Source organism: Acidovorax sp. FG42, from assembly GCF_057809195.1.
Window position 1 is genome coordinate 1 of the sequence record NZ_JBMDJM010000021.1, and the last position, 22,789, is coordinate 22,789.

Below are 22,789 nucleotides of genomic sequence, written 5' to 3' on the forward strand. Positions count from 1 at the left end.
GAAGAGGAAGAGGAAGAGGAAGAGGAAGAGGAAGAGGAAGAGGAAGAGGAAGAGGAAGAGGCCTCAGAAGTTCTGAATGTATCGCTTAAAAAGATGCTTCAATATCCGACTTTGGATCTTGGGCTCATTCGTGCAATAGTTCGGAGTGCCAAGGCGCGGCGCGTGAAAACCATTAGCGATGTCCTATTGGAGAATATGGACTTCTTTGCGCCGGCAATAAACGATATTGTAATATATTTTGATGCCGTTAGTGACCATGAATACTGTGCTAAGTATGTTGAGAGGTTTAGCCAAATCTGTGATGAAAAATGCATGAAATTTCATGCTGTCTCAATGTGGTTGCAGTGGTATTTTGCACGCCATAAAACGTTGCTCGAGAATAGGCGAATTCGTGCTTTTGTAATTCGTGGCAGGGAGATGAGACACCAAGCGCAGGCCGCGCTTACTCGTGAGACTCCAGAGTGGGTGCGTGAGCATAAAAGTGCCATGCTTCGGCTAGGTTCCGCTGACAGAAGGTCTGTGATTCTCGGTGCCGCTACTCTTTCACAAGATGAGCGTGAGAAATGGCTCGAGCCATTGATCCGAGGAAATTCATTGAATGACTTGGAAAAATGGATGGCTAAATGGGTGTTAAAGGGAAGCCCGACAGTGCGCGCGCAAGTGCACGTATCTGACTGGGATGAAATGGATGACATTCCCGAATAATCCTGATGCTATCTGAGCGGTTTTTAATGCCAACACGCTTTTCTTTGGCTATGTTTAGGTCAAAGTTCAGTCTTGCCCGGCCAAAGTAGACCGCATAGCATCCCTGTCAAGCACCCACCCTCATGAGGTGCTGCACAAAAACATGACAGGAGACAAGCCTTGCCATCCACCCGCTGGAGTCACTGCGGCACTGAAGACCTGAGCGTCTTGCAGACCATCTTCTGGTCCGCAGGCGCGTCGCGCAATGCGCTGGCGCAGCGCCTGGCCTGTTCCAAAAGCAAGGCCAATGCCATGGTCGCGGCGCTGCTGGACGAGGGCCTGCTCGACGAGGTGGGCCTGCAGGAATCCTCTGGCGGCCGGCGTGCCGAAACCCTCCGTTTGAGCGAAACCCTGGGCGTGGTGATTGGCGCCGACCTGGGCGCGACCAGCATGCAAATTGCTGTGATGCGGCCCGACATGACGGTGCTGGCGCGGCACCGCGAGCCCATCGATGTGCGCCAGGGGCCGGGCGTGATCCTGGCGCGGGTGCGGGGGCTGATGCGCGAGCTGCTGGCGCGCTGCGGGCTGGCGGCGTCGCAGGTGATTGCCATCGGCATGGGCCTGCCGGGGCCGGTGGATTTTGAAAGCGGGCAACTCGTCAACCCGCCGCTGATGCCCGACTGGGACGGCTTTTCCATCCGCGACTACCTGCGCGAGGCGTTTGCCGCGCCGGTGTTTGTGGACAACGACGTGAACCTGATGGCGCTGGGCGAGATGTACCGGCTGCAGCGCAATCTGCCCAACTTCCTGGTCATCAAGGTGGGCACGGGCATTGGCTGCGGCATCGTGTGCCACGGGCAGGTGTACCGGGGCGCCAATGGCTCGGCGGGCGATGTGGGCCACATCTGTGTGGACCAGCACGGGCCGCGCTGCCACTGCGGCAACCAGGGCTGTGTGGAGGCGATGGCCGCAGCGCCCGCCATGGCGCGCATGGCCATGGAGGCCGCGCAGCGAGGCGAGAGCCCCATGCTGGCCGAGCGGTTGCAAAGCACCGGCACGCTGACCATTGAAGACGTGGCCCAGGCCAGCCGCACGGGCGATGTGGCGGCCAACGCCATCATCCAGCGCGCGGGCAGCCTGGTGGGGCAGATGCTGGCGTCCATCGTCAACTTCTTCAACCCGTCGCATGTGTTCATTGCAGGGCGTGTGACGGACATGGGGCCGCTGTTCCTCGCGTCGGTGCGGCAGAGCGTGTACCACCGGTCGCTGGCGCTTTCTACGCGTCATCTGGAGATTCAATACGCGCCGCTGGCCGACGATGCCGGTGTGGTGGGTGCGGGCGTGCTGGCGATGCAGGAGAGCCTGTCGCGCGCGGGCTCGGTGGCGGGCGTGGGCGTTGGAGCAGTTGTAGGAACAGGGGCAGCGCGATGAGCGTAGCCGTCGAGTTCCGCAACGTGACCAAGGAGTTTGGCCCCGTGCGGGTGCTGCACGGGGTGGACTTTGCGCTGCAGCCGGGCCGCGTGTATGGCCTGCTGGGCGAGAACGGCGCGGGCAAGTCCACGCTGATGAAGATTCTGGCGGGGTACGAGAGCCCCACCACTGGCGAGGTGGTAGTGGACGGCGCGGTGCGCGCCCCGGGCGGCGGCTCGCGCGCGGCGGAGGCGCAGGGCATTGTGCTCATCCACCAGGAGTTCAACCTGGCGGACGACCTGACGATTGCGCAGAACATCTTCCTGGGCCACGAGATCAAGCGCGGCCCCTTCCTTGATGACAAGGCGATGCGCGAGAAGACGCGCGCTGCCTTGGCGCAAGTGGGCCTGCCCCTGGACCCGGACACGCGGGTGCGCAAGCTCATCGTGGCCGAAAAGCAGTTGGTGGAGATCGCCCGCGCGCTGGCCCGCAATGCGCGCCTGCTCATCATGGACGAGCCCACCGCCACGCTGACCCCCGGCGAGACGGAACGCCTGTTTGCGCTGATGGCCGGGCTGAAGGCCGCGGGCGTGACCATCATCTACATATCGCACAAGCTCGACGAAGTGGAGCGCACCACCGACGAGGTGGTGGTGATGCGCGACGGCCTGCTGGTGGCGCGCGAGCCCACGGCCAACGTGACGCGGCGGCAGATGGCCAACCTGATGGTGGGCCGCGAGCTGGCGGATTTGTTCCCGCCCAAGCTGCCCGCGCCTGCGGGTGGAGAGCCGGCCATCAAGGTGCGCGGCCTCACGGTGCCGGGCTGGGCCGAGGACGTGAGCTTTGACGTGCGGCGTGGCGAGATCCTGGGCTTTGCCGGGCTGGTGGGCGCTGGGCGCACCGAGCTGTTTGAAGGCTTGCTGGGCCTGCGCCCGCGCACGGCGGGCACGGTGGAGATTGCTGGCAAACCCGTGTATTTAAGAAGCCCGCGCGATGCGGCGCGCCACGGCCTCACGTACCTGAGCGAAGACCGCAAGGGCAAGGGGTTGCATGTGCACTTTGGCCTGCGCCCCAACCTGACGCTGATGGCGCTGGAGCGTTATGCCAAGCCCTGGCTCGACCCGGCGGCCGAGCAGGCTGCGCTGCGCGATGCGGTGCAGGAGTTCGGCATCCGCACCGGGTCGCTGGAGGTGCGCGCGTCGTCGCTGTCGGGCGGCAACCAGCAAAAGCTGGCGCTGGCCAAGGTGCTGCACCCCGGCCCCAGCGTGGTGGTGCTGGACGAGCCCACGCGCGGCGTGGACGTGGGCGCCAAGCGCGAGATTTACCACCTGGTGCAGCGCCTGGCAGAGCAGGGGCTTGCTGTTGTGGTGATTTCTTCAGAACTGATGGAGCTGATCGGCCTGTGCCACCGCGTGGCGGTGATGCGCGCCGGGCGGCTGCAGACCACGCTGCAAGAGCCAAATTTGACCGAAGAGGAGTTGATTGCCCATGCCACAGGTACCCGCTGAAAACGCACCCACCGCAGCGGGCCGCCACGGCGGCGCCACGGCCTGGTGGGGCAAGCTGCACGGGCTGGGACCGGTCATCGGGCTGGTGCTGCTGTGTTTTGCCGGCACGCTGCTCAACAGCAACTTCGCCACCTACGACAACGTGATGAACGTGCTCACGCGCACGGCCTTCATCGGCATCATCGCGGTGGGCATGTGCTTTGTGATCATCTCGGGCGGCATCGATTTGTCGGTGGGGTCGATGGCAGCGCTGATCGCAGGCTCGGTCATCTTGTTCATGAACGCGATGGCGCCCGTGCTGGGCTCGCCGATGGCGGCCGTAGTGGTGGGCATGCTGTTGGCCGTGGTGCTGGGCGCGGTGTTTGGGCTGGTGCACGGCCTGCTCATCACCAAGGGGCGCATCGAGCCCTTCATCGTCACGCTGGGCACGCTGGGCATTTTCCGCGCGTACCTCACGTACTTCTCCAACGGCGGGGCCATCACGTTGGAGAACGATCTGTCGGACATCTACAGCCCGGTGTATTACGCCAACCTGCTGGGCGTGCCCATCCCCGTGTGGATCTTCCTGCTGGTGGCTGTCATCGGCGGCGTGATTCTCAACCGCACGGCCTATGGCCGCTATGTGCAAGCCATCGGCTCCAACGAGCAGGTGGCGCAGTACGCGGCGGTGGACGTGCACAAGATCAAGATCCTCACGTACATGCTGCTCGGCGTGTGCGTGGGCATTGCCACGCTGCTGTATGTGCCGCGCCTGGGTTCTGCATCGCCCACCACGGGTTTGCTGTGGGAGCTGGAGGCGATTGCTGCCGTCATCGTGGGCGGCACCGTCTTGAAGGGCGGGGCGGGCAGCATCACCGGCACGGTGGTGGGCGCGATCCTGCTCTCGGTCATCAGCAACATCCTCAACCTCACCAGCATCATCAGCGTGTACCTGAATGCGGCGGTGCAGGGCTTCGTGATCATTGCGGTTGCCTTCATGCAGAGGGGCAAGCGGTGATGGAGTGGCTGGAACAACTCTCCTGGCGTTGTTGCTGTGTCTTGCCGTGCTACTCGCACTGTCTGCGACACAGCGCCTAGCCAGGACCGCTTCGCTGAGTTTTCCAGCCACTCTTTGCGTGCATTTGTTTTTCAAGGTGTTCCCCAGCCGGCCAGCTTCCATGGCCATATTCCAAAGCAACAGGAGACAACGCATGAACAGCCAACTTACTTCTTTCACCCGCCGCCTGGCCCTCTCGGCCGTGGGCGCCGCTGCCCTTGTATTGGCCGCCCCCGCCATGGCGCAGGCCAACAAGACGGTGGTGGGCGTGGCCATTCCGTCGGCCACGCACGGCTTTACCGGTGGCATCGTGTACTGGGCCAACCAGGCCAAGAAGGACCTGGAGAAGGCCCACCCCGGCCTGCAGGTCATCGTGAAGACCGCAGGCGGCGCGCCCGAGCAGGCCAACCAGTTGCAGGACTTGGTGACGGTGAACAAGATCAACGCGCTGGTCATCTTCCCGTTTGAATCGGCCGCGCTGACCAAGCCGGTGGCGCAGGTGAAGGCCAAGGGCGTGTACGTGACGGTGGTGGACCGTGGCCTGACCGACACCAGCGCGCAGGACGCGTATGTCGCGGGTGACAACACGGCGTTTGGCAAGATCCCGGCCGAGTACATCGCCAAGGCACTGGGCGGCAAGGGCAACGTGGTGGCCATGCGCGGCATTGCGACCACGTTGGACAACGAGCGCATGGACGCGTTCAACAGCGTGCTGAAGAACCACCCCGGCATCAAGCTGCTGGATGCCAAGTACGCCAACTGGAACCGCGACGACGCCTTCAAGGTAATGCAGGACTACCTCACCCGCTTCCCGCAGATCGACGCCGTGTGGGCCGCCGACGACGACATGGCCGTGGGCGTGCTCAAGGCCATCGAGCAGGCCAAGCGCAAGGACATCAAGCTGGTGTTTGGCGGCGCGGGGGCCAAGGGCATGATCAAGACGCTGATGGACGGCAGCAACCCGCTCATCCAGGCCAACGTGTCGTACAGCCCCAAGTTCATTTATGACTCGATCAAGCTCACGGCTGAGGCGCGGATCAAGGGCGAGAAGCTGCCCGCCAACACCATCATTCCGTCGGTGCTGATCACCAAGGAAACGGCGAAGGACTTCTACTTCCCCGACTCGCCGTTCTGATGGTTTTCTTGAACCAAATAGGCAGCTAGCGCCTATTCATCAAGCGCAAGCAGCTATCGAAATAATAGCTGCTTGCCGCCATGCAACTGCAACCCCCGCCCCTTGGAGCCGCCATGCCAAGACCCGTCACCCTCTTCACCGGCCAGTGGGCCGACCTGCCTTTGGCAGAACTTGCGCCCCTGGCCAAAAGCATGGGCTATGACGGCCTGGAGCTGGCGTGCTGGGGCGACCATTTCAACGTGCAGGAGGCGCTGTCTTCGCCCCAGTACGTCAAAAACAAACATGCGCTGCTGGCCCAGCATGGCCTGCAGTGTTTTGCTATCGGCAACCACCTGGTGGGCCAGGCCGTGTGTGATTTGATCGACGAGCGCCACCAGTCCATCCTGCCGCCGCATGTGTGGGGCAACGGTGAACCTGAGGGCGTGCGCCAGCGGGCCGCCGCCGAGCTGGCCGACACGGCGCGTGCGGCCGCAGCGTTCGGCGTGAAGACGGTGACAGGCTTCACGGGGTCGTCGGTGTGGCATTCGATCTATGCCTTTCCGCCCACTACGCAGGCGTATTGGGATAAAGGCTTTGCCGATTTTGCGAAGCGCTTCGGCCCCATCCTCGATGTGTTCGAGCAGCACGACATCAACTTTGCGCTGGAAGTGCACCCCACCGAGATCGCGTTCGACATCGCCTCGGCCGAGCGCGCGATTGCAGCGGTGGGCGGCAACAAGCGCTTCGGCTTCAACTACGACCCGAGCCACCTGGCCTATCAGGGCGTGGACTACATCAAGTTCATCCGCCAGTTCGCCGACCGCATCTACAACGCCCACATGAAGGACGTGTGGTGGGGCAAGGGCGATGGCACGGTGGGCGTATTTGGCGGGCACACCAGCTTTGGCGACGCGCGGCGGAACTGGGACTTTCGCAGCGTCGGGCGCGGGATGATCGACTTTGAATCCATCATCGTTGCGCTGAACGACATCGGCTACCAGGGCCCGCTCTCGGTGGAGTGGGAAGACAGCCGCATGGACCGCGTGCACGGCGCCACCGAGAGCGCGGCGTTTTGCAAGCGACTCGACTTCAAGCCCGCCGCCGGTGCGTTTGACGCCGTCTTTGCGCGCGACAAGCAGGCCTAGCCGCTGCCCGTTTCTAAAAGCCATAACAACAACACACCGCGAGCAAAGGCGTTTCGTATGTCCAGTCCCCAAAAGCTCCGCTACGCCATGGTCGGCGGCGGCCATGGAGCCTTCATCGGTGCCGTGCACCGCAAGGCGATGGCGCTCGACGGCCAGTTCGAGCTGGCGGCCGGTGCACTCTCGTCGTCGCCCGAGCGGGCGCGCGCATCTGGCGCTGAACTGGGCCTGGCGGACGACCGCAACCACGGCAGCTGGCAAGACCTGCTGGCCGACGAACTGCGCCGACCCGCGCATGAGCGCATCGACCTGGTGAGCATCGTCACCCCCAACCATGTGCACCACCCGGTGGCGCTGGCGTTTGTGCAGGCGGGCTTTCATGTGGTGTGCGACAAGCCGCTGGTGCACACCAGCGCGCAGGCCGATGAACTGGTTGCGGCCGTGAAGAAGGCGGGCACCGTGTTTGGTGTGACCTACAACTACACCGGCTACCCCATGGTGCGCGAGGCACGGCACCTGGTGCAGAGCGGCGTGCTGGGCCAGCTCCGCAAGATCACCGTCGAATACAACCAGGGCTGGCTGGCCACCGCAGTGGAAGAGGGCGGCGCCAACAAACAGGCCGACTGGCGGCTGGACCCGGCGCGCAGCGGCAGCGCAGGCACGCTGGGCGACATCGGGTCGCACGCCGAAAACCTGGCCGCCACCGTCACCGGCCAGCACCCCGCCTGGGTGTGCGCCGACCTCACCACCTTTGGCTACGGGCGCAGGCTGGACGACGACGCCCAGCTGCTGCTGCGCTACGACAGCGGCGCGCGCGGCTTCATCGTGGCATCGCAAGTGGCAGCGGGGCTGGAGAACGACCTGCGCCTGCAGGTATCCGGCACGCTGGGCACCATCACCTGGCGGCAGGAAGAACCCAACCAGCTCATCCACTCCCCCGTGGACGGCCCGCGCCGCATCCTCACGCGCGGCTCACCGTGGCTCAGCCCGGCCGCGCTGCATGCCGGGCGCATTCCTGCGGGCCACCCCGAGGCCTTCATCGAAGCCTTTGCCAACGTCTACCTGGGCGTGGCCTTTGACATCCGCGCACGGCAGGCAGGCACGGCGCCCGACCCGCTGCATGCCGACTACCCGCGCGTGGAAGACGGCGCACGGGGCGTGCACTTTATCGAGAGGGTGGTGGCTTCTGCGGCCAGCGAGCAGAAGTGGACGGCGTTGCGTTGAGCAACGCTGCCGTCACACCGCATGGGATCTTCTGCATCTGCGATCAAAGAGATGAAACAGTGTTGAGAAGGGGCGCAACGCGCATACGCCCCTGGTTTGTTACGCCGGTGGTTTACACCCACACGCATGCCTCGCAGCTGCGCCCTGCGAGGGTTGGGTAGCCGCGACCATCTCCGCCCCTACCTTTGGCGGGAGGTTCTGCGCTCGCTAAATGTCGCTCACTTTGCGGAGCCTTTCCGCCTGCTTGTCCGTGTGAGGTTGGCGCAAACGCCAGGCCTGTTGGCAAGTTCTGAATTCCCCGGATTTTTTGGTCAGGAAAACCCTGAGCTTCTCGATAGCTTTTAGCTATTGAAAAGCATGACTAATTGTTTGTTTTTGTTGCTGTTGTGTCACTAATACATACGCACTATGGCTATGCGAGGGCACTTGCGCGATGCTTGCGCACCATCTTCTGAAGTTGGTGGTTAGACAAAGAATGGCCGTAAGCCATTGATTCAAATCAAAAAAATAGATGGATGGGATGCGGGTCGGATGCCACCCAACAAGCGTTGCCAGCAGTGCCGCAAGGCAGTTGAGGGATGCAAAACGCGTGGATCGCTGACGCCAATTTTTAATTGTTTACTTTCGTTACGTTTAGTAATCTCCGCGCTCACTCTTCTTTCAACGCCTGAGGAAATCATGCGATCACTTTTCTCCGTCCTGCCTGCTCGGCGCGCACACTGTTCTCCCGGTTCCCGAGCGGCGCAGGGTGGTTTTACCCTGGTGGAATTGGCTGTTGTGCTGGCCGTCATCGGCTTGATCATCGGTGCCGTGGCAATCGGCAAGGATGTGCAGCGCAATGCCGAGTACACGAAGATCAAGAACAAGTTCATTGACCAGTGGGAGCAGGCGTACAACCAGTACTACCAGCGCACTGGCGTGGTGGTGGGCGACAGCCAGACGGCGCCTCGCATCATGGTGAACGGCACTGCTTACACGGTGACCGGAACAACACCGTTATCTGGTGGAGACATGACTGCAGTCACTCCGCCTGCACCTGTCTGCGCGCATGCGCCGGAAAGCGATAACGCGATTCGTAACTCTGCTACCGCCTTCGTGGCAAACACGAATGATCTGCGCCAGTACATGACGCGAGCGGGTATCCGTATGCCCCCGGGCCGTGCCGAGGGGCAGGAGGATCTCTACGTTTACACAGACACCAATGGGTCACCACAGGAAATCCAAGTGTGTTTTCAGTGGAATCCGCCGAGCTCAGCAGAGGGCGCAGGCAATGTGATGGTTATTGCCGGACTCACCCCGGACTTGGCCCGCATGCTGGACCAGATGATCGATGGCAAGCCTGATGCGCAAGAAGGTCGTTTCCGTCTGCGCGGCATTGCCAACGGCACGCCGAATGGACCTGGTGTGGAATGGTCTGCCAACAACTCCTTTGGCCGGGGTGCAGGAACTCCCACAGCCACCGGCGCGGGCAACACCCGTGACGAAGAGCAGGTCATCACCCTGACCGCCATCTACAAGATGAACCAGTAATCAGGGCGAGGAATAAAACATCATGAACCAAGTATTCAAGAACCTGGCCCTTCGTTCGCGCGCAACGCGCCAGCAGGGTTTTACGCTGGTCGAACTGGCGGTTGTGCTGGCGGTGATCGGCCTCATCATCGGTGCGGTGGCCATCGGCAAGGATGTGCAGCGCAACGCCGAGTACACCAAGATCAAGAACAAGTTCATCGACCAATGGGAGCAGGCCTACAACCAGTACTACCAGCGCAATGGTGTGGTGTTGGGAGACAGCCAGACTGCGCCCCAGAACATGGTCAATGGCGAGCGCTTTCTGGCCGCAGGTACGCGCTCTGGTCGCGATATGACGCGTGTTACGCCCCCAAACGCGATTTGCCGCGCGGCTGCAGGGCAAGGCATGACCCGAGGATTCACCGCTGGCACGGACCCTGATCTGCGCGCCTTGATGACCCGTGCAGGTATCCGCATGCCCCCCGGGCGTGCGGAAGGTTTGGAAGACCGCTACGTCTACCTGGACACCAATGGGAACCCGCAAGAAGTCCAGGTGTGCTTCCAGTGGAATGTGCCGTTGGGCAATGGATCTGCTGCGGATGCTGTGGGTGACGGCATGGGTAACGTGATGGTCATCACTGGCCTGACGCCCGACCTGGCACGCGCACTGGACCAAATGATCGACGGCAAGCCTGATGAACGTGAAGGCCGTTTCCGTCGCCAGGGCGTGTTGAACAACGCAGGCGGCACCAATCCCAATGCGCCGGGGCAGGAGTGGCAAGCCTCCAACCGTGACCAGATCGGCACGACCAATGATCGTGCTTTTGACGAAGACCAGATCGCCATCGTCACGGCCATCTACCGCATGAATCAGTGATGTGGCGTGAGCCCTTCCACCATTGACTCTTTAAACAACTTATTTCCCTCGTCGGAGGTTTCAATGAAAAAGATGCACTCGTTTCGTGGGCTGGGCCGTAAGGTCCAGCAAGGTTTCACATTGGTCGAACTGGCCATCGTGCTGGCAGTCATAGGCCTGATCATCGGTGCTGTAGCCATTGCCAAGGATGTTCAGCGCAATGCGGAATATCAGAAGGCCGTTAACAAGTTTGCCTATCAGTGGAAGATGGCCTACGACCAGTACTACCAGCGGACGGGTGTGGTGGTGGGTGATTGCCAGCAAGCCCCGACGTACATGGTGGATGGTTCCGAAACCACAATCAATGGCGGTAATGCATGCACGCGTGCAGGATCTATGAATGTTCCTGGCATTCCAGCCAGCTTTGAGGGGCGAGGGGCAAAAATTTGCTCGGGCCAAGGGTATGCCGTAGACACTGTGGGTGACGGAGACGCAGCGTTGGCGACATTAAACCTGCGTACGCTGATGACTCGGGCTGGTGTGCGCATGCCCCCGGGCCGCGGCGAAGGACACGAAGACCGGTTTTTGTACATCGACTCCAACGGTAACCCTGCCGAGTTACAAGTTTGCTTCCAATTTAATGTCAGTGGCACTGCGAGTGGTGCTGGGAACGTGATGGTGATCCGTGGACTGACCCCTGACTTGGCCAGATTCATGGACCAAGTGATCGACGGAAAGCCCGATTCGCGCGAAGGCCGCTTCCGTATCCAAGGACGTCCTGCTCACGCCAATGGAGGTGCCAACCAAGCCAATGCCCCTGGTACGCAATGGGAGGCCAATAACACCCAAGGCAATAGTCTCGGAGCTGGTACTGGTGCGACAGCGATGACTAACAACGATGCTCGCCCTGGAATTGTCAACAACCCGAACAACAGCAACGGAGGGACAGCTGGAGGGCGTACGTTGGACGAAGACCAGGTCATCTTGCTGACCGCCCACTGGATCATGGAGCAGTAATTGAACGGCACCCGTACGCTCAAGCTGGCCTGTCTGGCGCTGGCCACTGCCCTGCTGGGCGGTGGAGCCTGGCTGGCGCAACGCGGTCTCAAGCAACTGGCTTGGGAGCGGCAGCAATTCGCGCAGTTGCAGCAGGGGCTCGAAAGCGCCCGCAGTCTTGTGCCTGAAGTGCAGCGGCGCGAGCAACTGGTGCGTTCTATCAAAGACGTTTCGCAACAGGTGGAGCGCATGGGCTTTGACCCGTCCCAGTGGGGCGAACGCCGGCTGCGCCGTGCCGTAGCCCCGGCGACGCGGGTCGAGGCGGCTCAGTTCCTGGGCGAACTGGGTCGTGGCGGAGCCGGGCAGATTTTTGTGGCGGACGTGTTCGAGATCGGCACAGTGTCGCCGGAAGCCAGCCTGTTCCAACCCCCGCTGCCGGGCGACCAAGGGCTTTTGCTGGGCGTCACGGGCACGTTGCACTTTCAGACGGCGTCTGTTTCTTCATCGCCGAAGGTGACTCCATGAGTGCAGAACATGTGTATCGCGTAGCCAGTTCCGGCTGGTTGCACTGCCACGGGCATCAGGTTGAAGAGGTTCCTGCATGGCCGCGCTTGACCCATAGTGCGCTGGTGGTGCTCGACATGGACGACGTCTACACCGACGTCTGGCGTTTCGAGGGCAAGACGGAATACGCCGCCGCGCTGGTTGAAAAGCGTGTGCGGACGCAGGGGCTGGTCGAAGGCGCCGCCCACGTGGTGGTGCACCGGCTGGTCAAGCTGCCGGGCGGCTTTCAAGTGTTCTTTTCGGCGATTTCGCTGGACTTGTGGCAGCGTTGCACTCAGTGGGCCAAGGAGCAGGACGACCATTGTCTGGTCATGATGGCTGGTGGCCTGCTGTGTGACGGCGTGGCTTCTGGCGGTGCGCGCATCGTGCTGACGCAACGGCGGTTGATGTGCTTCGTGCAATCGGAAGAGGGCATGGTCTTTGGCTCTACCCAGGCATTGGGGTCTGGGCCATCTGCTATGGCGAGTGCGGCCCAGGTACTGACGAGCAATCACAGTGCGTTGTTGACGCGGCTGGGCGCTGAGGCCGTTGAGTGGGGCACGCTGTGGTCCACGCAGCCCGCCGATGTGGACACCTGCCTTGCTGCGGTACGCAGCGTGGCGGGTGGTGCACCAGTGGTCATGCACGCGCAGGAGATGACGCTGGCTTCCGAGCGGGTACACACCGTCATGCCTGCGCTGGCACGCAAGGCGGCAGGCCGCCATGCTCTGAATCCAAGTCTGGAGCGGGTGGCATGGCGTGCAGAGCGCTGGGTGGCTCCGATCACGGTGGTGACGGCGCTCGTCGGCATCGTTCTGGCCATCGCGGGCATGCTGGTCGGGCAACTGGCGGATCAGCAGCGCAATGCGGGCATGAACCAGCGCGCAGAGCTGGAGACGCTGCAAAGCCGAATCCAGGCGGTGTCGTCGGTCGAGGCTCCGCTGAAGCTGTTGCCGGTGGCTGAGTTCTCTCGCACGCTGGATGAAGGTGCGCGCCATGATCCAGTGGCGTTCATGGCCGTGTTGAAAGCTGCGTCGAACAAAGACATTCGGATTCAGCGTGTCCGCCTGGAAACCACAAACTCTTTGGGCGGTGCGCAACCGAGCAAAAAGGCCTTCCGTGTAGACGGCGTGGTGGCACCTGGTGCCTCGGCTTCCGTGACGCGTTGGGTTTCGCAGATGGCTGCGGCTGGCTGGACGCTCCGGGCGGTGGACCCCACCTTCACGCTGCCAGGTTCTTTCTCGTATGAGCTGGTGGCCAATGCAGCAGCACCAGGAAATGTGAAACCATGAAATACGCGGCTTTACTTCTCAATGGGATTGCCATTCTTTTGCTCGGCTGGGGGCTGTATGGCGTTTTTCAGCTCACTCAGGCGCGCACTCCGTCGATGCGTCCCATGACCGTGGAGCTGGCACCCTTGCCAACTGCTTTGCGGACGGATCAGGAGCGCGTTACCGAAGCTTTTGGCGCAATGTCCCGCATCCAGGCGCAGACGACGACGGCTGGCACTGACCCGCAGCGTCTGATCGCGCTGCCGGTGCCTGGCAGCGATGTAGTGGGCAGCGTGCAGATGCCGCGCCGTTCACTGTCATTGCATCTGGATGATCTGGCATCGGAGCGGCAGTCGGTGGTGATCGATGGCCAGTTGGCCCGTCAGGGTGCACGGCTGGAGGGTGGTGGGCGCGTCGTGCAGGTACGCCCCAGCGAGGCAGTGGTCACGGAGCGGCTGGGTCGCCAGACGCTGACGCTGCCCCAGGGCGATTTGCGGGTGGGCACGCTGCGCTGGCCCGACGGATCGCTGGCAAGCATCAATACCCAGGAATTCCGCTCGGGCCTACCGGGTGGACAACCCGGCCCCATCAAGAGCTTGCCATGACCACGAAGGCCTGCGGACAGCACACAGACTGCGTCGAGCACTGTTCGATGAGTGCATCGCGTTGTGGGTACCTGTTGGCTTCTCCTCATGACCATTTCAAGAAATCACGCTAGTAGCGCCAAGGACAGCGATATGAACAATCCTCCGTTTTTCAAGCCATTGGCGCTGGTATGTGCCGCCCTGGTGCTGGCTGGTTGCGCCAGCCCTTCGCCCCGTAGCGCTGCCAGCCTCCCGCCGCCAGACACCAGCGCGGCAGACCAGATGCGCGAGCACGCTGCGCAGGAGGCCCAGCGCTTGCTGGTGCATCAGCAGATGTTGCTGACCGAAATCAACAAGACGGCTGCGGCACCGGTCATTGCTCCAGTGGCTCCGGTGTTCGATCCCCTGGAAGGCAAGTTGATCAACGTGGCCATGTCCCGCGCCAGCATCAGCCAGATCCTGAGTGCATTTGCCGACGCAGGAAATCTGAACCTGATCGTTGACCCCAATGTGCTGAAGGGCGGTCAATTGGCAGATATGCACTTGCGCCAAGTGACATTGCGCGAAGGCTTCAATGAAGTGCTGCGTACTTACGACGTGGCTGGCGAGTTCCGTGGCAACACGCTGCGGGTCAATCTGACCGAGGAAAAGTTCTTCTCGCTGAACTTTCTCAACACCAAGACCAGCATCCAGATGGGCTCTGGCGGTAATGTCTTCGGCAGTACCAATTCGGGTGGTGGAGGCGGAAGCGGCAGTGGCAGCAGCGGTGGCGGCGGTTCGGGCGCCCAGCAGGGCAGCCTGACCATGTCTGGCTCTGGCGGCGGCAGCACGGACCCGTACCAGGAAATCGAGACAGCGCTGAAGTCGGTACTGGGCGACGCCAACCAGGACCGTCTGGCCCAGCAGCAAATGCAGCAGCAGAACCTGACCATGACGACGCCGGGTTCTTCTTCGCCCTGGATTGGAAGCGGTGCCAACCCTACACGTCCAGCCCAGTTGCCACAGGCACCTTTGGCCACCATGACCGAGGACAGTGGCTTCACGCTGAACAAGATGACCGGCACGCTGTATGTGAAGGCCCGGCCGTCCAAGATGCGGGCGGTCGAAAAGATGCTGGCCCAAGTGCACAAGGTGCTGGGCAAGCAGGTGTATGTCGAGGCGCAGCTGATCGACGTACAACTGTCTGACAACTTCGAGTTCGGAGTGGACTGGACGTCCCTGCGCAGCCGTCTGGCGGCCGGTTTTGGCTCGTCGCCCATGCAGCTGGGTGGCAGTTCGGGCACGCTGCCAAATGCCGCCACTGGCTACCCTTCGCGGGCGATTTCCATTCCTGCAGCGCTGATCGGGAGCGTGGCCGGGCCTGCGCTGGGCGTTTCCTACCAGGGCAGCAACTACGGCATCGTGATCAACGCGCTGCGTTCGTTTGGCAATCTCAAGGTCTTGTCCAACCCCAACGTGCAGGTACGCAATGGCACCCCTGCGTTGCTGTCGGTGGGCACCAGTTCGCGGTACGTCTCTCAGTCCGCATCGACGCAGACTGTGCCGGGCGGTGGAGCTTCCACCACCTCGTCCAGCGTACAGACCGACACGGTGTTCTCCGGCGTCATGGTAGGCGTGCTGCCCATGGTGCGTGATGATGGTCGCATCGAGCTGCTGCTGAACCCCATGCAGAGCGATGTGGACCCTGCAAGCCTGCAGTTGGTCTCGGTAGGGGGCGATAACCTGGTCTCCCTGCCCAAGGTGAGCTACAAGGGGCTGACCACGACCTTGAACGTGGGTGATGGGGACGTGGTGGTGGTTGGGGGGTTGATCGACCAGCGCAGTTCCAACAATGATCGCGGCGCACCCGGTGTCTCCGACGTGCCGTTGCTGGGCAAGTTGTTTGGCAACGAAAACAAGGTGCACGGAAGCCGTGAACTGGTGATCGTCTTGCGGGTGCGCGTGCTATGAGCCTCATCCACGACGCGCTGAAATCCATGGATGCGCCTCAAGATTCCAAGCCTGCCATGGCAAGGGCTTCCAAGGCGACGGTGCGTGCCCGTCCTGCGTGGCTGGATGCCATGCTGGCTTTTGCCGTCGTATTAGGGGCGGGGATTTTGGGATGGTTTGTCTGGCAGACCCAGATGAAGCCCAAGGCTCTGCCGCCGCCGATGGCTGCTGCGCCAAACCCGGTTCCTGCTCCAGCGCCGACACCGGTGGCGGTCACTTCGCCGGTTGCTGAAACCGCTGCGCCTGCTGCTGCCCCTGCATCTACGATGGCTGCTGCGCCTGCACCAGTAGTCTCTGTGCCTGCAGCCGTGCCAGTTCCCGCTGTTGCTGCGGCGGCTCCTGCGCCTGCACCAGTGCAGTCACAGACTCCCGCTCCGGCCGTTGCTGTGGAGCCTGCCGCTCCCAAGACGGTTTTGGCGGCTGGTCCGCGCGGTGAGACCGTTACGCCTGCAGCAGCTGCTGTGAATCGCAGCAGTACGACGCGACAGGCACGTGGTGTCAATCGCTCCACCACGGCGGCTGCGCCGGCTGTGGCTCCAGCCCCTGCCGTGGATGATGCACCCGTAGAGCTGCGCTTCGCCCGTTTCGTCGCCGCCATGAAAGAGTCGCGGACAGCCGATGCTGAACGTGAATTGGCCGCATTGAAGGAGCGTCTGCCCGCGGGGTCTCTGGGACTCGTGCGCGCCCAAGCCTGGTTTGACCTGCGCGCAGGCCGCGATGCCGCAGCGGCAGATGGTTATCGCACCATCCTTGAGCGCCTGCCTGGTGACGAAGAGGCCGCCATCAACCTAGCCAGCATCCAGTCGCGCCAGCAAAAGACGGAAGAAGCGCGCGCAACCCTTGATGCCGCATCGCGACTGCAACCAGATTCGGCTGCGCTGCGGGCTGCATTGGCCCAGTTCACACCCGCTGCACGCCAATGACGGCCAATTCCATCTATGCCACGCTGGGGTTGTCGCGCAATCCGTTTCCGCCGACACCGGATGCGGGTTCGTACTTCTTCACACCGCGGCTGGAGGAGGATTTCGCGGAGATCGTGCATTGCATTGAGGCGCGCAAGGGCTTTGTTCTTCTCACCGGAGAAGTGGGTCTGGGCAAGAGCACTCTGGTGCGGCGCCTGCTGGACACCCTCAGCGGCAAGAACTGCCACTCAGCGCTGATCCTGAACACCTTTTTGCAAGACAGCGCCCTTTTGTCTGCCATACAGTCAGACTTCGGTTTGCCGCCTTCGGACTCCGTGGAGCAGGGGCTCGCGCGACTCACAGAGTTCCTGATCGCGGGGCACCAGGCAGGCGAGATCAGCTTGCTGGTGATCGATGACGCGCAGAACCTCAGTGTGGAATCGCTGGAGCTGGTGCGATTGTTGTGCAATCTGGAGACCGGCCAGGAAAAGCTGTTGCAGATCCTGCTGGTCGGACAGCCTGAGTTGGAGGAGACCCTGGCGACGCCAGAGTTGCGTCAGCTCAAGAGTCGCATCATCAAACACGCTCGCCTGTCGGGTCTGCAAAAAGATGAAGTCACCCGTTACTTCGACTTTCGTGTGAACGCTGCGGGCGCTGAGGGGCGCCTCTCCATCGAACCTGCCGCAGCGGACGTTTTGCATCGCGCCACGCAGGGAAACCTGCGACGCATTCACTTGGTGCTGGACCGTTGTCTGTACGGTTTGGCGAGTACCAGGGCATCTGTGGTGACGGAATCCCTGGTTCAGCGTGCGGTGGCCGATCTGCCCGCACTGGGGGATGAAGCTGCGGCGATTGCTAAGGTAACTGGCGGCACTCGTGGCCGCAAAGCCTGGGTGCTTGCTGGCTTGCTGGCGGGCACCACAGCAACCGTCGCCTTGGCCAGCTGGGGGTTGGCCACCCAACCCGGCGAGCATGTGGCGTCAGCCGCCGCAGTGGTGGCAGCCCCCACCCCTGAGGTAGTCCGGCCGACGGTATCGGGCGCTGCGTCGGCGGTTCCGCCCAATGGCAGCTCTGCGGCCGCCGTAGTGGCAGCTGCACCGGCACCCAAGCTGCAGCCTTCGGCGGGGGTATCCGGGCGTGAAGCGTGCGAAACCCAGCTCAAGGCGGCGGCTAATGCTGACGAGGTCGTGCACGTTTACCGTCTGCCTGATGGCATGGGGGACACCCTGAAACCATCGACTCGCCTGTGCCGCTTCAATGTGGACAAGGAGTCCTGGGTCGCATGGCTGGGGCGCAACAACACGCGCAACATCGAGGCCGCTGAACAGGTCACGCGCAAGGTGCAGGCCAAGCTCAAGAGCATGGGCTTGCTGGACAAGCGTGAGCCGGACGACGGTTTTTTTGGTTCGAAGACTGGAGAGGCGTTCGCCCGCTTTCAACTGCAGCAGGGTCTGCCGCCCACTGGTAAACCCGACGAACTGACCTTCTTAATTCTGGAGCATCAGGATGCATCCCCCCGCTGAATCATTGCTAGAGGCCTCGGGCCAGTTGCAGCCCGCAGGCCCTACGGCCGAGGATCGCCTGGCGGTGCTGCGTGACAAGAGTCCTTCCTTGGGCGCTGCATTGGTCAATGCTGGCCTTGTGTCTGCAGTCGCCATCGACTACGTGTTGCAAAAGCAGAAGATCGAGAAGGTGCCTATGGGCAACCTTTTGGTGGAGCTGGGTTTCGCAAGTGCCAATGAGGTCGCGCGTCAACTCGCTGGCCAGCGCGGGCTGCGCTTTGTCAACGCCGACGAAATGCCAGAGCCCGATACAGCGGTAGCGGGCATCTTCAACCGATCGCTGTGCCTGACGTATGGTTTCCTGCCCGTGCGGGAAAACGACGAAGGTCTGATCGAGGTGGTGCTGGGCGACGCGCAGCCAGACACTGTGACCGAGCTTGTTCAGCGCAAGCTGGGCAAGGGTTGCCATTTCTTTCAGGGCGAGTTCGACAGCGTTGCACAGGCCATCCAGCAGCACTATTACTTTGCCGAGCACCCGCCTGCACGTCTGATCGAGAGCGAGGTCCGCAAGCTCGAAGCCGACGTGGATCGTGCCTACAGCCCCGCTCGCTTGCTGGAGCACATGCTTCACCTGGCTGTGCGCGAACGCGCGACGGATATTCACCTGGCGCCCACGGCGCGCAGCCGTTCGGTGCTGCTGCGGGTGGACGGTGTTTTGCGTCCTGTGTTTGCGCTCTCGCCGGCCTTGGACCGTCTGGTGGTCTACGTGAAGCTGCAGGCTGACATGGATGCCAGCGAGCAACGCTTGCCCCAGGACGGGAGCTTTACCGCACAGGTGATGGAGCACAACTTCACTATCCGTGTCTCCACCTTGATCTCGGAATTTGGCGAGCGCATGGTGCTGCGCCTGCTGCCCGAGCGCAGCAACCTCGACAAGTTGGCGGACCTCGGATTCCTGGAGGAGGACGTGGCCGTCATGGCCAAGGCGTTCTCGCGTCCGCACGGCCTCATCTTGATCACGGGCCCTACCGGCTCAGGCAAGAGCACGACGCTGCATGCCGCGCTGCGCATGCAGCCTTTGATTGAGCGCAATGTGCTGACCGTGGAGGACCCGGTGGAATACCGTGTCCCGGTCGCCTGCCAGACCGAAGTGAACCGCCGTGCGGGCTATGAGTTCGCGAATGCCATGCGACACTTCCTTCGGCATGACCCCGACATCATCCTGGTGGGAGAAATCCGGGACTCCGAGACGGCGCGTGCAGCGTTGGACGCTTCCTCTACAGGTCACCTGGTGTTGTCTACCTTGCACGTGGGCAGCATTTTTGGGGTGATGCCTCGCCTCAAGCTCTTGGGGGTGGACACCGAAACGATCGCTGAAAACTTGGTGGCAGTGATCAACCAGCGCCTCGTGCGCCGCATCTGCCCGCATTGCGCCAAGCCACGTCTTGCGACTGATGATGAGCGCCGTTGGCTGGGGCAGGGCGCCGCGGGCGAAATGCTGCAGGTGTTCCATGGCGCCGGCTGTCACCATTGCCGCGACACAGGGTATCTGGGCCGCCTGCCGGTGTACGAAATGCTGGTGGTCAACCGGGATCTGGCGGATGCCATCGCCTCAGATGCCACGCGGGCAGAAATGCGGCAGCGCGCGCTGGCAGCAGGTATGCGGCCCATCTTGACGTTGGCGCGGCACCGTGTGTTGGCAGGTGAGACCACGATGGAGGAAATCCTCCGCACCGTGGGCGAGGACTGAGCCGCTTTGGCGGAAGCATTGCATGGCCAATCTCAACACTTATTACTACCGCGTACTGCTGCCTCACGGTGGGGTGCGCTCGGGTCTGTTGCGCCTGGCAGTCAAGCGCGACTTGTCTGCCCGCCTGCGGCTGGAGGCCGACACGGACGGCACGGTGATCAGTCTCTGGCGTTTTCCTGCATGGCTGGCCGTGGTGGCCGATGCGCTTTTGCACCTGTTCCGGAAGCAGGTGCGCGGCGAGGACCTTGCAGGCTTCCTTCGCGACCTGGGTCTCATGATGCGCGCGGGTGTTCCTGCCCTCGATGCGCTGACCACCCTGGTGGAAGAAAGCCACAGTGTGGGCAATCCGGCCATGGCGTCTGTCGCTCGCAATATGCTGGACGACCTGAACGCGGGTGTGGGCATGACCGAAGCTTTTAACCGGCACCCCAACGTGTTCCCCGAGACCGTGCGCAACCTGATCTCCATCGGGGACCAGACAGGTACTCTGGACCGCATGCTGGGCGATGCCGCCGAGCACGTGGAGCGCATGATCAATATCCGGCGTGACATCAAGACAGCGCTGATCTATCCGGCGTTCGTGTTCGCCTCCATCATCGGCGTCGCCATCTTCTGGATCTACTACGTCGTGCCCAACATGGCGCGCCTGTTCAAGCAGCTACAAGCGAAACTGCCGCCCATCACTGAAGGGCTGGTGGCGTTTGCTAACTTGCTGTCCACCCATCTGCCCTGGGTGCTGCTGGTCACTGTCATCGTCGTGTCTATCGGCGTCATTGCGTTCAGGCGGTCCGAGCGGTTCCAGCTTGCCACCTATACGCTGATGCACCGGTTGCCGATTGCTCGTACGTTGCTGGTGTCCTCTGGCATGGCGCACATCACTGAGCACCTCTCGATCTTGGTGCGTGCGGGGGTGGACATGGTGTCCAGCCTGCGCGTTCTGGGGCGTGCCACCAAGAACCGCTATTACCGTACCCGACTCATCCACGTGGCGGAATCGGTTTCGCGTGGGGAGTCCGTGTCTTCATCCATGCGGCGCGTGGGCGGTTTTCCTGCGATGGCAGTTCGCATGATTTCTGTAGGGGAAGAGTCCGGTAGCATGGATCAGCAACTCTCACACCTTGCGGCGGACTATCGCAAGCGCCTGGAGGTGTTGGTGAAGTCGCTCGCCGAAATCCTCAAGCCTCTGATCATTCTGGTTGCAGGCGGCTTGTTTCTTTTCCTGATCGTTGCGCTGTTGTTGCCGGTGTACGACCTGGTGCGGCAGTCGGTCACGCAGAGCATGGGGGGCGGATAGTTATGTGTCTCCTGGGTTGCCTGCGAGTTTTCTTTTTTTTAATGACCCGCCCGCGGTTGCGCAGGGTTGGGTGCTAAAGCATGCGTAAGCCTTTATTGATTGGTGGTGGCCTGGGGCTGCTGGTGCTGGCCCTGGTAGCGGGTAGCTTCTGGCTGGCCGGGAATAGCGCCGAAACCACTCCGTCAACACCAGCAAGGTCGAACGTTAGTCAACGGGTTTCTTCGTTGTCCTCGTCTTCATCTCCGACCGGTCAGAGCCCTTCTTTGGCTGGAGGCAACAGCGCGGCTTTCCGTTCGCCACAAGAAGTGCAGGAGCGGCGGCGACGTCTGGCGGAGGTTCGTGCCGAATTCAATGCCTTGCGCGCCCAAGGGGTCAATGCGTCGCCGGAACGCATGCTTTCTTTGGTCAATGAACTTGAGGCGCTGGCACCGCCAGGGTTTGATCCACGCTATTACCAAGCCCTGCGCAAGATGCTCGAGTCCAGTGCGCGCATTCAGGTATTGAACAAGGAACTGCAAGCCATCAGCAAGGGCACATCTCCCAAAGATTTAGAGCGTCAGAAAGTGCTGATGGACGAAATGCGTGCGCTGGGTGAGCGTGTCGGCGCGGAAGCTCGGAATTTGCAAACCTACGCACCCAAGCCAGGGTCAGGGGCTAAAACGCCATGACTATTTGCTGCTTCCCGTCGCTCCACCTACATTTGTGGCGGCCTGCGCAGCGGGGGTTTTCTTTGTTGGAGGTGTCGGTGGTGCTCGTCGTCGCCGGCTTGATGTCATGGGCTGCCTTCAGTGGTTACGAGACGGTATCGGCGCAGCAGGAAATCGAACGGGGCCGAGCGGAGGCTCACCAGCTTCAGTCCGTTATCCGTGCATTTACATTGCGGCACGGCCGGCTCCCTTGCCCTGACGCAGCAGGTACGGGCTACGAGTCGCTGAGTTCTGGCAGCTGCACATCGGGTACCCAGGTCGGGTGGTTTCCTTACACCTCCGCGGGGTTACCTACTCCTTCTGACCGGTTGCGTGCGCGCTATTCCGTGTTTCGCGGTGCGAACGTCGATCCGACGCAGGATGCCGATCTGGCGGTGGCGCTTGAGCGCTCTGGAGATACAGAAGGTGCGGATACGTTCAAGGACGTTACGGATCTCGTCGTGGCGCTCAACAACGCGTCCCGACTGCCTTTTGCCTCGTCAAGAACCCATATCACAGGTGATGGCGGTGCAAGCGGAAACATCGACTGCGCTACCAATGCCTTCATGGCGGTCGCGTACTGGGTTGTCGTCCCGCTACAGGACCGGGATAACGATGGCAGCCGTCTGGACCCACCTCATACGCTGAACAATGTGTGTGCCGCAAGCCCTTCTGCGCCACTGACTCGCTTCTCCGACGACGTGGTGATGGCGGAGTCGCCCATTCAGTTGGCGGGCTGGTTGCGTTCTAGCTTGCCATAGCGTTTCAATAAAAACACTTACAAGATCC

20 protein-coding genes are annotated in these 22,789 nt (G+C 62.0%); all 20 read left to right on the plus strand.

Going from position 1 to position 22,789, the window contains the following annotated elements:
- Positions 1–705: hypothetical protein (locus tag ACODSM_RS19160; protein WP_488806549.1), on the plus strand; the 705-nt coding region annotated here is incomplete at its 5' end.
- A gap of 159 nt (positions 706–864) precedes the next feature.
- Positions 865–2,115, plus strand: coding sequence for an ROK family protein (locus ACODSM_RS19165; protein WP_488806550.1), 1,251 nt, complete (start codon positions 865–867; stop codon positions 2,113–2,115).
- Entirely contained in the window at positions 2,112–3,602 is a 1,491-nt protein-coding gene (locus tag ACODSM_RS19170) for a sugar ABC transporter ATP-binding protein (protein WP_488806551.1), read from the plus strand. Before ACODSM_RS19165 ends, ACODSM_RS19170 begins: the two co-directional genes overlap by 4 nt.
- Positions 3,583–4,599, plus strand: a complete 1,017-nt coding sequence (locus tag ACODSM_RS19175; protein ID WP_488806552.1) for an ABC transporter permease — start codon at positions 3,583–3,585, stop codon at positions 4,597–4,599. Before ACODSM_RS19170 ends, ACODSM_RS19175 begins: the two co-directional genes overlap by 20 nt.
- Positions 4,600–4,792: 193 nt before the next feature.
- Positions 4,793–5,773 carry a substrate-binding domain-containing protein gene (locus ACODSM_RS19180; protein ID WP_260667439.1) on the plus strand — a complete coding sequence of 327 codons (981 nt, stop codon included), beginning with the start codon at positions 4,793–4,795 and terminating at the stop codon, positions 5,771–5,773.
- A gap of 113 nt (positions 5,774–5,886) precedes the next feature.
- Positions 5,887–6,897: a sugar phosphate isomerase/epimerase family protein gene (locus ACODSM_RS19185; protein WP_488806553.1), complete on the plus strand. Its 1,011-nt coding sequence runs from the start codon at positions 5,887–5,889 to the stop codon at positions 6,895–6,897.
- A 57-nt stretch (positions 6,898–6,954) separates the two neighbouring features.
- Positions 6,955–8,118, plus strand: coding sequence for a Gfo/Idh/MocA family protein (locus ACODSM_RS19190; RefSeq protein WP_488806554.1), 1,164 nt, complete (start codon positions 6,955–6,957; stop codon positions 8,116–8,118).
- A gap of 678 nt (positions 8,119–8,796) precedes the next feature.
- Positions 8,797–9,648 (plus strand): type IV pilin protein, encoded by an 852-nt coding sequence (locus tag ACODSM_RS19195; protein WP_488806596.1) that lies wholly within the window; start codon positions 8,797–8,799, stop codon positions 9,646–9,648.
- Positions 9,649–9,670: 22 nt separating this feature from the next.
- Positions 9,671–10,504, plus strand: a complete 834-nt coding sequence (locus ACODSM_RS19200) for a type II secretion system protein (protein WP_488806555.1) — start codon at positions 9,671–9,673, stop codon at positions 10,502–10,504.
- A 63-nt stretch (positions 10,505–10,567) separates the two neighbouring features.
- A complete protein-coding gene (locus ACODSM_RS19205) occupies positions 10,568–11,500 on the plus strand; it encodes a type II secretion system protein (RefSeq protein WP_422849668.1) in 933 nt (310 codons plus the stop codon).
- Complete coding sequence (locus ACODSM_RS19210) at positions 11,501–12,004, plus strand: hypothetical protein (RefSeq protein WP_110961229.1); 504 nt, start codon at positions 11,501–11,503, stop codon at positions 12,002–12,004.
- The gene (locus ACODSM_RS19215; RefSeq protein WP_488806556.1) at positions 12,001–13,314 is read left to right on the plus strand and encodes a hypothetical protein; all 1,314 of its coding nucleotides are present in this window, start codon (positions 12,001–12,003) and stop codon (positions 13,312–13,314) included. Before ACODSM_RS19210 ends, ACODSM_RS19215 begins: the two co-directional genes overlap by 4 nt.
- A complete protein-coding gene (locus tag ACODSM_RS19220) occupies positions 13,311–13,898 on the plus strand; it encodes a hypothetical protein (protein WP_291442383.1) in 588 nt (195 codons plus the stop codon). Before ACODSM_RS19215 ends, ACODSM_RS19220 begins: the two co-directional genes overlap by 4 nt.
- 132 nt (positions 13,899–14,030) lie before the next feature.
- Positions 14,031–15,827 (plus strand): pilus (MSHA type) biogenesis protein MshL, encoded by a 1,797-nt coding sequence (gene mshL, locus ACODSM_RS19225; RefSeq protein ID WP_110961232.1) that lies wholly within the window; start codon positions 14,031–14,033, stop codon positions 15,825–15,827.
- A gap of 587 nt (positions 15,828–16,414) precedes the next feature.
- Positions 16,415–16,789, plus strand: a complete 375-nt coding sequence (locus ACODSM_RS19230) for a tetratricopeptide repeat protein (protein ID WP_161958951.1) — start codon at positions 16,415–16,417, stop codon at positions 16,787–16,789.
- Positions 16,786–18,291, plus strand: a complete 1,506-nt coding sequence (locus ACODSM_RS19235; RefSeq protein ID WP_488806557.1) for an ExeA family protein — start codon at positions 16,786–16,788, stop codon at positions 18,289–18,291. The genes ACODSM_RS19230 and ACODSM_RS19235 overlap by 4 nt, the downstream gene beginning before the upstream one ends.
- Entirely contained in the window at positions 18,275–20,020 is a 1,746-nt protein-coding gene (locus ACODSM_RS19240) for a GspE/PulE family protein (RefSeq protein ID WP_099730536.1), read from the plus strand. Before ACODSM_RS19235 ends, ACODSM_RS19240 begins: the two co-directional genes overlap by 17 nt.
- A gap of 22 nt (positions 20,021–20,042) precedes the next feature.
- Entirely contained in the window at positions 20,043–21,314 is a 1,272-nt protein-coding gene (locus ACODSM_RS19245) for a type II secretion system F family protein (RefSeq protein WP_488806558.1), read from the plus strand.
- 80 nt (positions 21,315–21,394) lie between these two features.
- Complete coding sequence (locus tag ACODSM_RS19250) at positions 21,395–21,982, plus strand: hypothetical protein (RefSeq protein ID WP_422847051.1); 588 nt, start codon at positions 21,395–21,397, stop codon at positions 21,980–21,982.
- Positions 21,979–22,761 (plus strand): prepilin-type N-terminal cleavage/methylation domain-containing protein, encoded by a 783-nt coding sequence (locus ACODSM_RS19255; RefSeq protein ID WP_488806559.1) that lies wholly within the window; start codon positions 21,979–21,981, stop codon positions 22,759–22,761. Before ACODSM_RS19250 ends, ACODSM_RS19255 begins: the two co-directional genes overlap by 4 nt.
- Positions 22,762–22,789: the final 28 nt, after the last annotated feature.

Bases quoted from the DNA above. Each gene is read 5' to 3' on its own strand.
- ACODSM_RS19170 (WP_488806551.1), top strand. From the start codon at position 2,112: ATGAGCGTAGCCGTCGAGTTCCGCAACGTGACCAAGGAGTTTGGCCCC.
- ACODSM_RS19195 (WP_488806596.1), top strand. From the start codon at position 8,797: ATGCGATCACTTTTCTCCGTCCTGCCTGCTCGGCGCGCACACTGTTCT.
- ACODSM_RS19240 (WP_099730536.1), top strand. From the start codon at position 18,275: ATGCATCCCCCCGCTGAATCATTGCTAGAGGCCTCGGGCCAGTTGCAG.
- ACODSM_RS19250 (WP_422847051.1), top strand. From the start codon at position 21,395: ATGCGTAAGCCTTTATTGATTGGTGGTGGCCTGGGGCTGCTGGTGCTG.
- ACODSM_RS19220 (WP_291442383.1), top strand. From the start codon at position 13,311: ATGAAATACGCGGCTTTACTTCTCAATGGGATTGCCATTCTTTTGCTC.
- ACODSM_RS19205 (WP_422849668.1), top strand. From the start codon at position 10,568: ATGAAAAAGATGCACTCGTTTCGTGGGCTGGGCCGTAAGGTCCAGCAA.
- ACODSM_RS19235 (WP_488806557.1), top strand. From the start codon at position 16,786: ATGACGGCCAATTCCATCTATGCCACGCTGGGGTTGTCGCGCAATCCG.
- ACODSM_RS19180 (WP_260667439.1), top strand. From the start codon at position 4,793: ATGAACAGCCAACTTACTTCTTTCACCCGCCGCCTGGCCCTCTCGGCC.
- ACODSM_RS19175 (WP_488806552.1), top strand. From the start codon at position 3,583: ATGCCACAGGTACCCGCTGAAAACGCACCCACCGCAGCGGGCCGCCAC.
- ACODSM_RS19255 (WP_488806559.1), top strand. From the start codon at position 21,979: ATGACTATTTGCTGCTTCCCGTCGCTCCACCTACATTTGTGGCGGCCT.
- mshL (WP_110961232.1), top strand. From the start codon at position 14,031: ATGAACAATCCTCCGTTTTTCAAGCCATTGGCGCTGGTATGTGCCGCC.
- ACODSM_RS19245 (WP_488806558.1), top strand. From the start codon at position 20,043: ATGGCCAATCTCAACACTTATTACTACCGCGTACTGCTGCCTCACGGT.
- ACODSM_RS19185 (WP_488806553.1), top strand. From the start codon at position 5,887: ATGCCAAGACCCGTCACCCTCTTCACCGGCCAGTGGGCCGACCTGCCT.
- ACODSM_RS19215 (WP_488806556.1), top strand. From the start codon at position 12,001: ATGAGTGCAGAACATGTGTATCGCGTAGCCAGTTCCGGCTGGTTGCAC.
- ACODSM_RS19200 (WP_488806555.1), top strand. From the start codon at position 9,671: ATGAACCAAGTATTCAAGAACCTGGCCCTTCGTTCGCGCGCAACGCGC.
- ACODSM_RS19190 (WP_488806554.1), top strand. From the start codon at position 6,955: ATGTCCAGTCCCCAAAAGCTCCGCTACGCCATGGTCGGCGGCGGCCAT.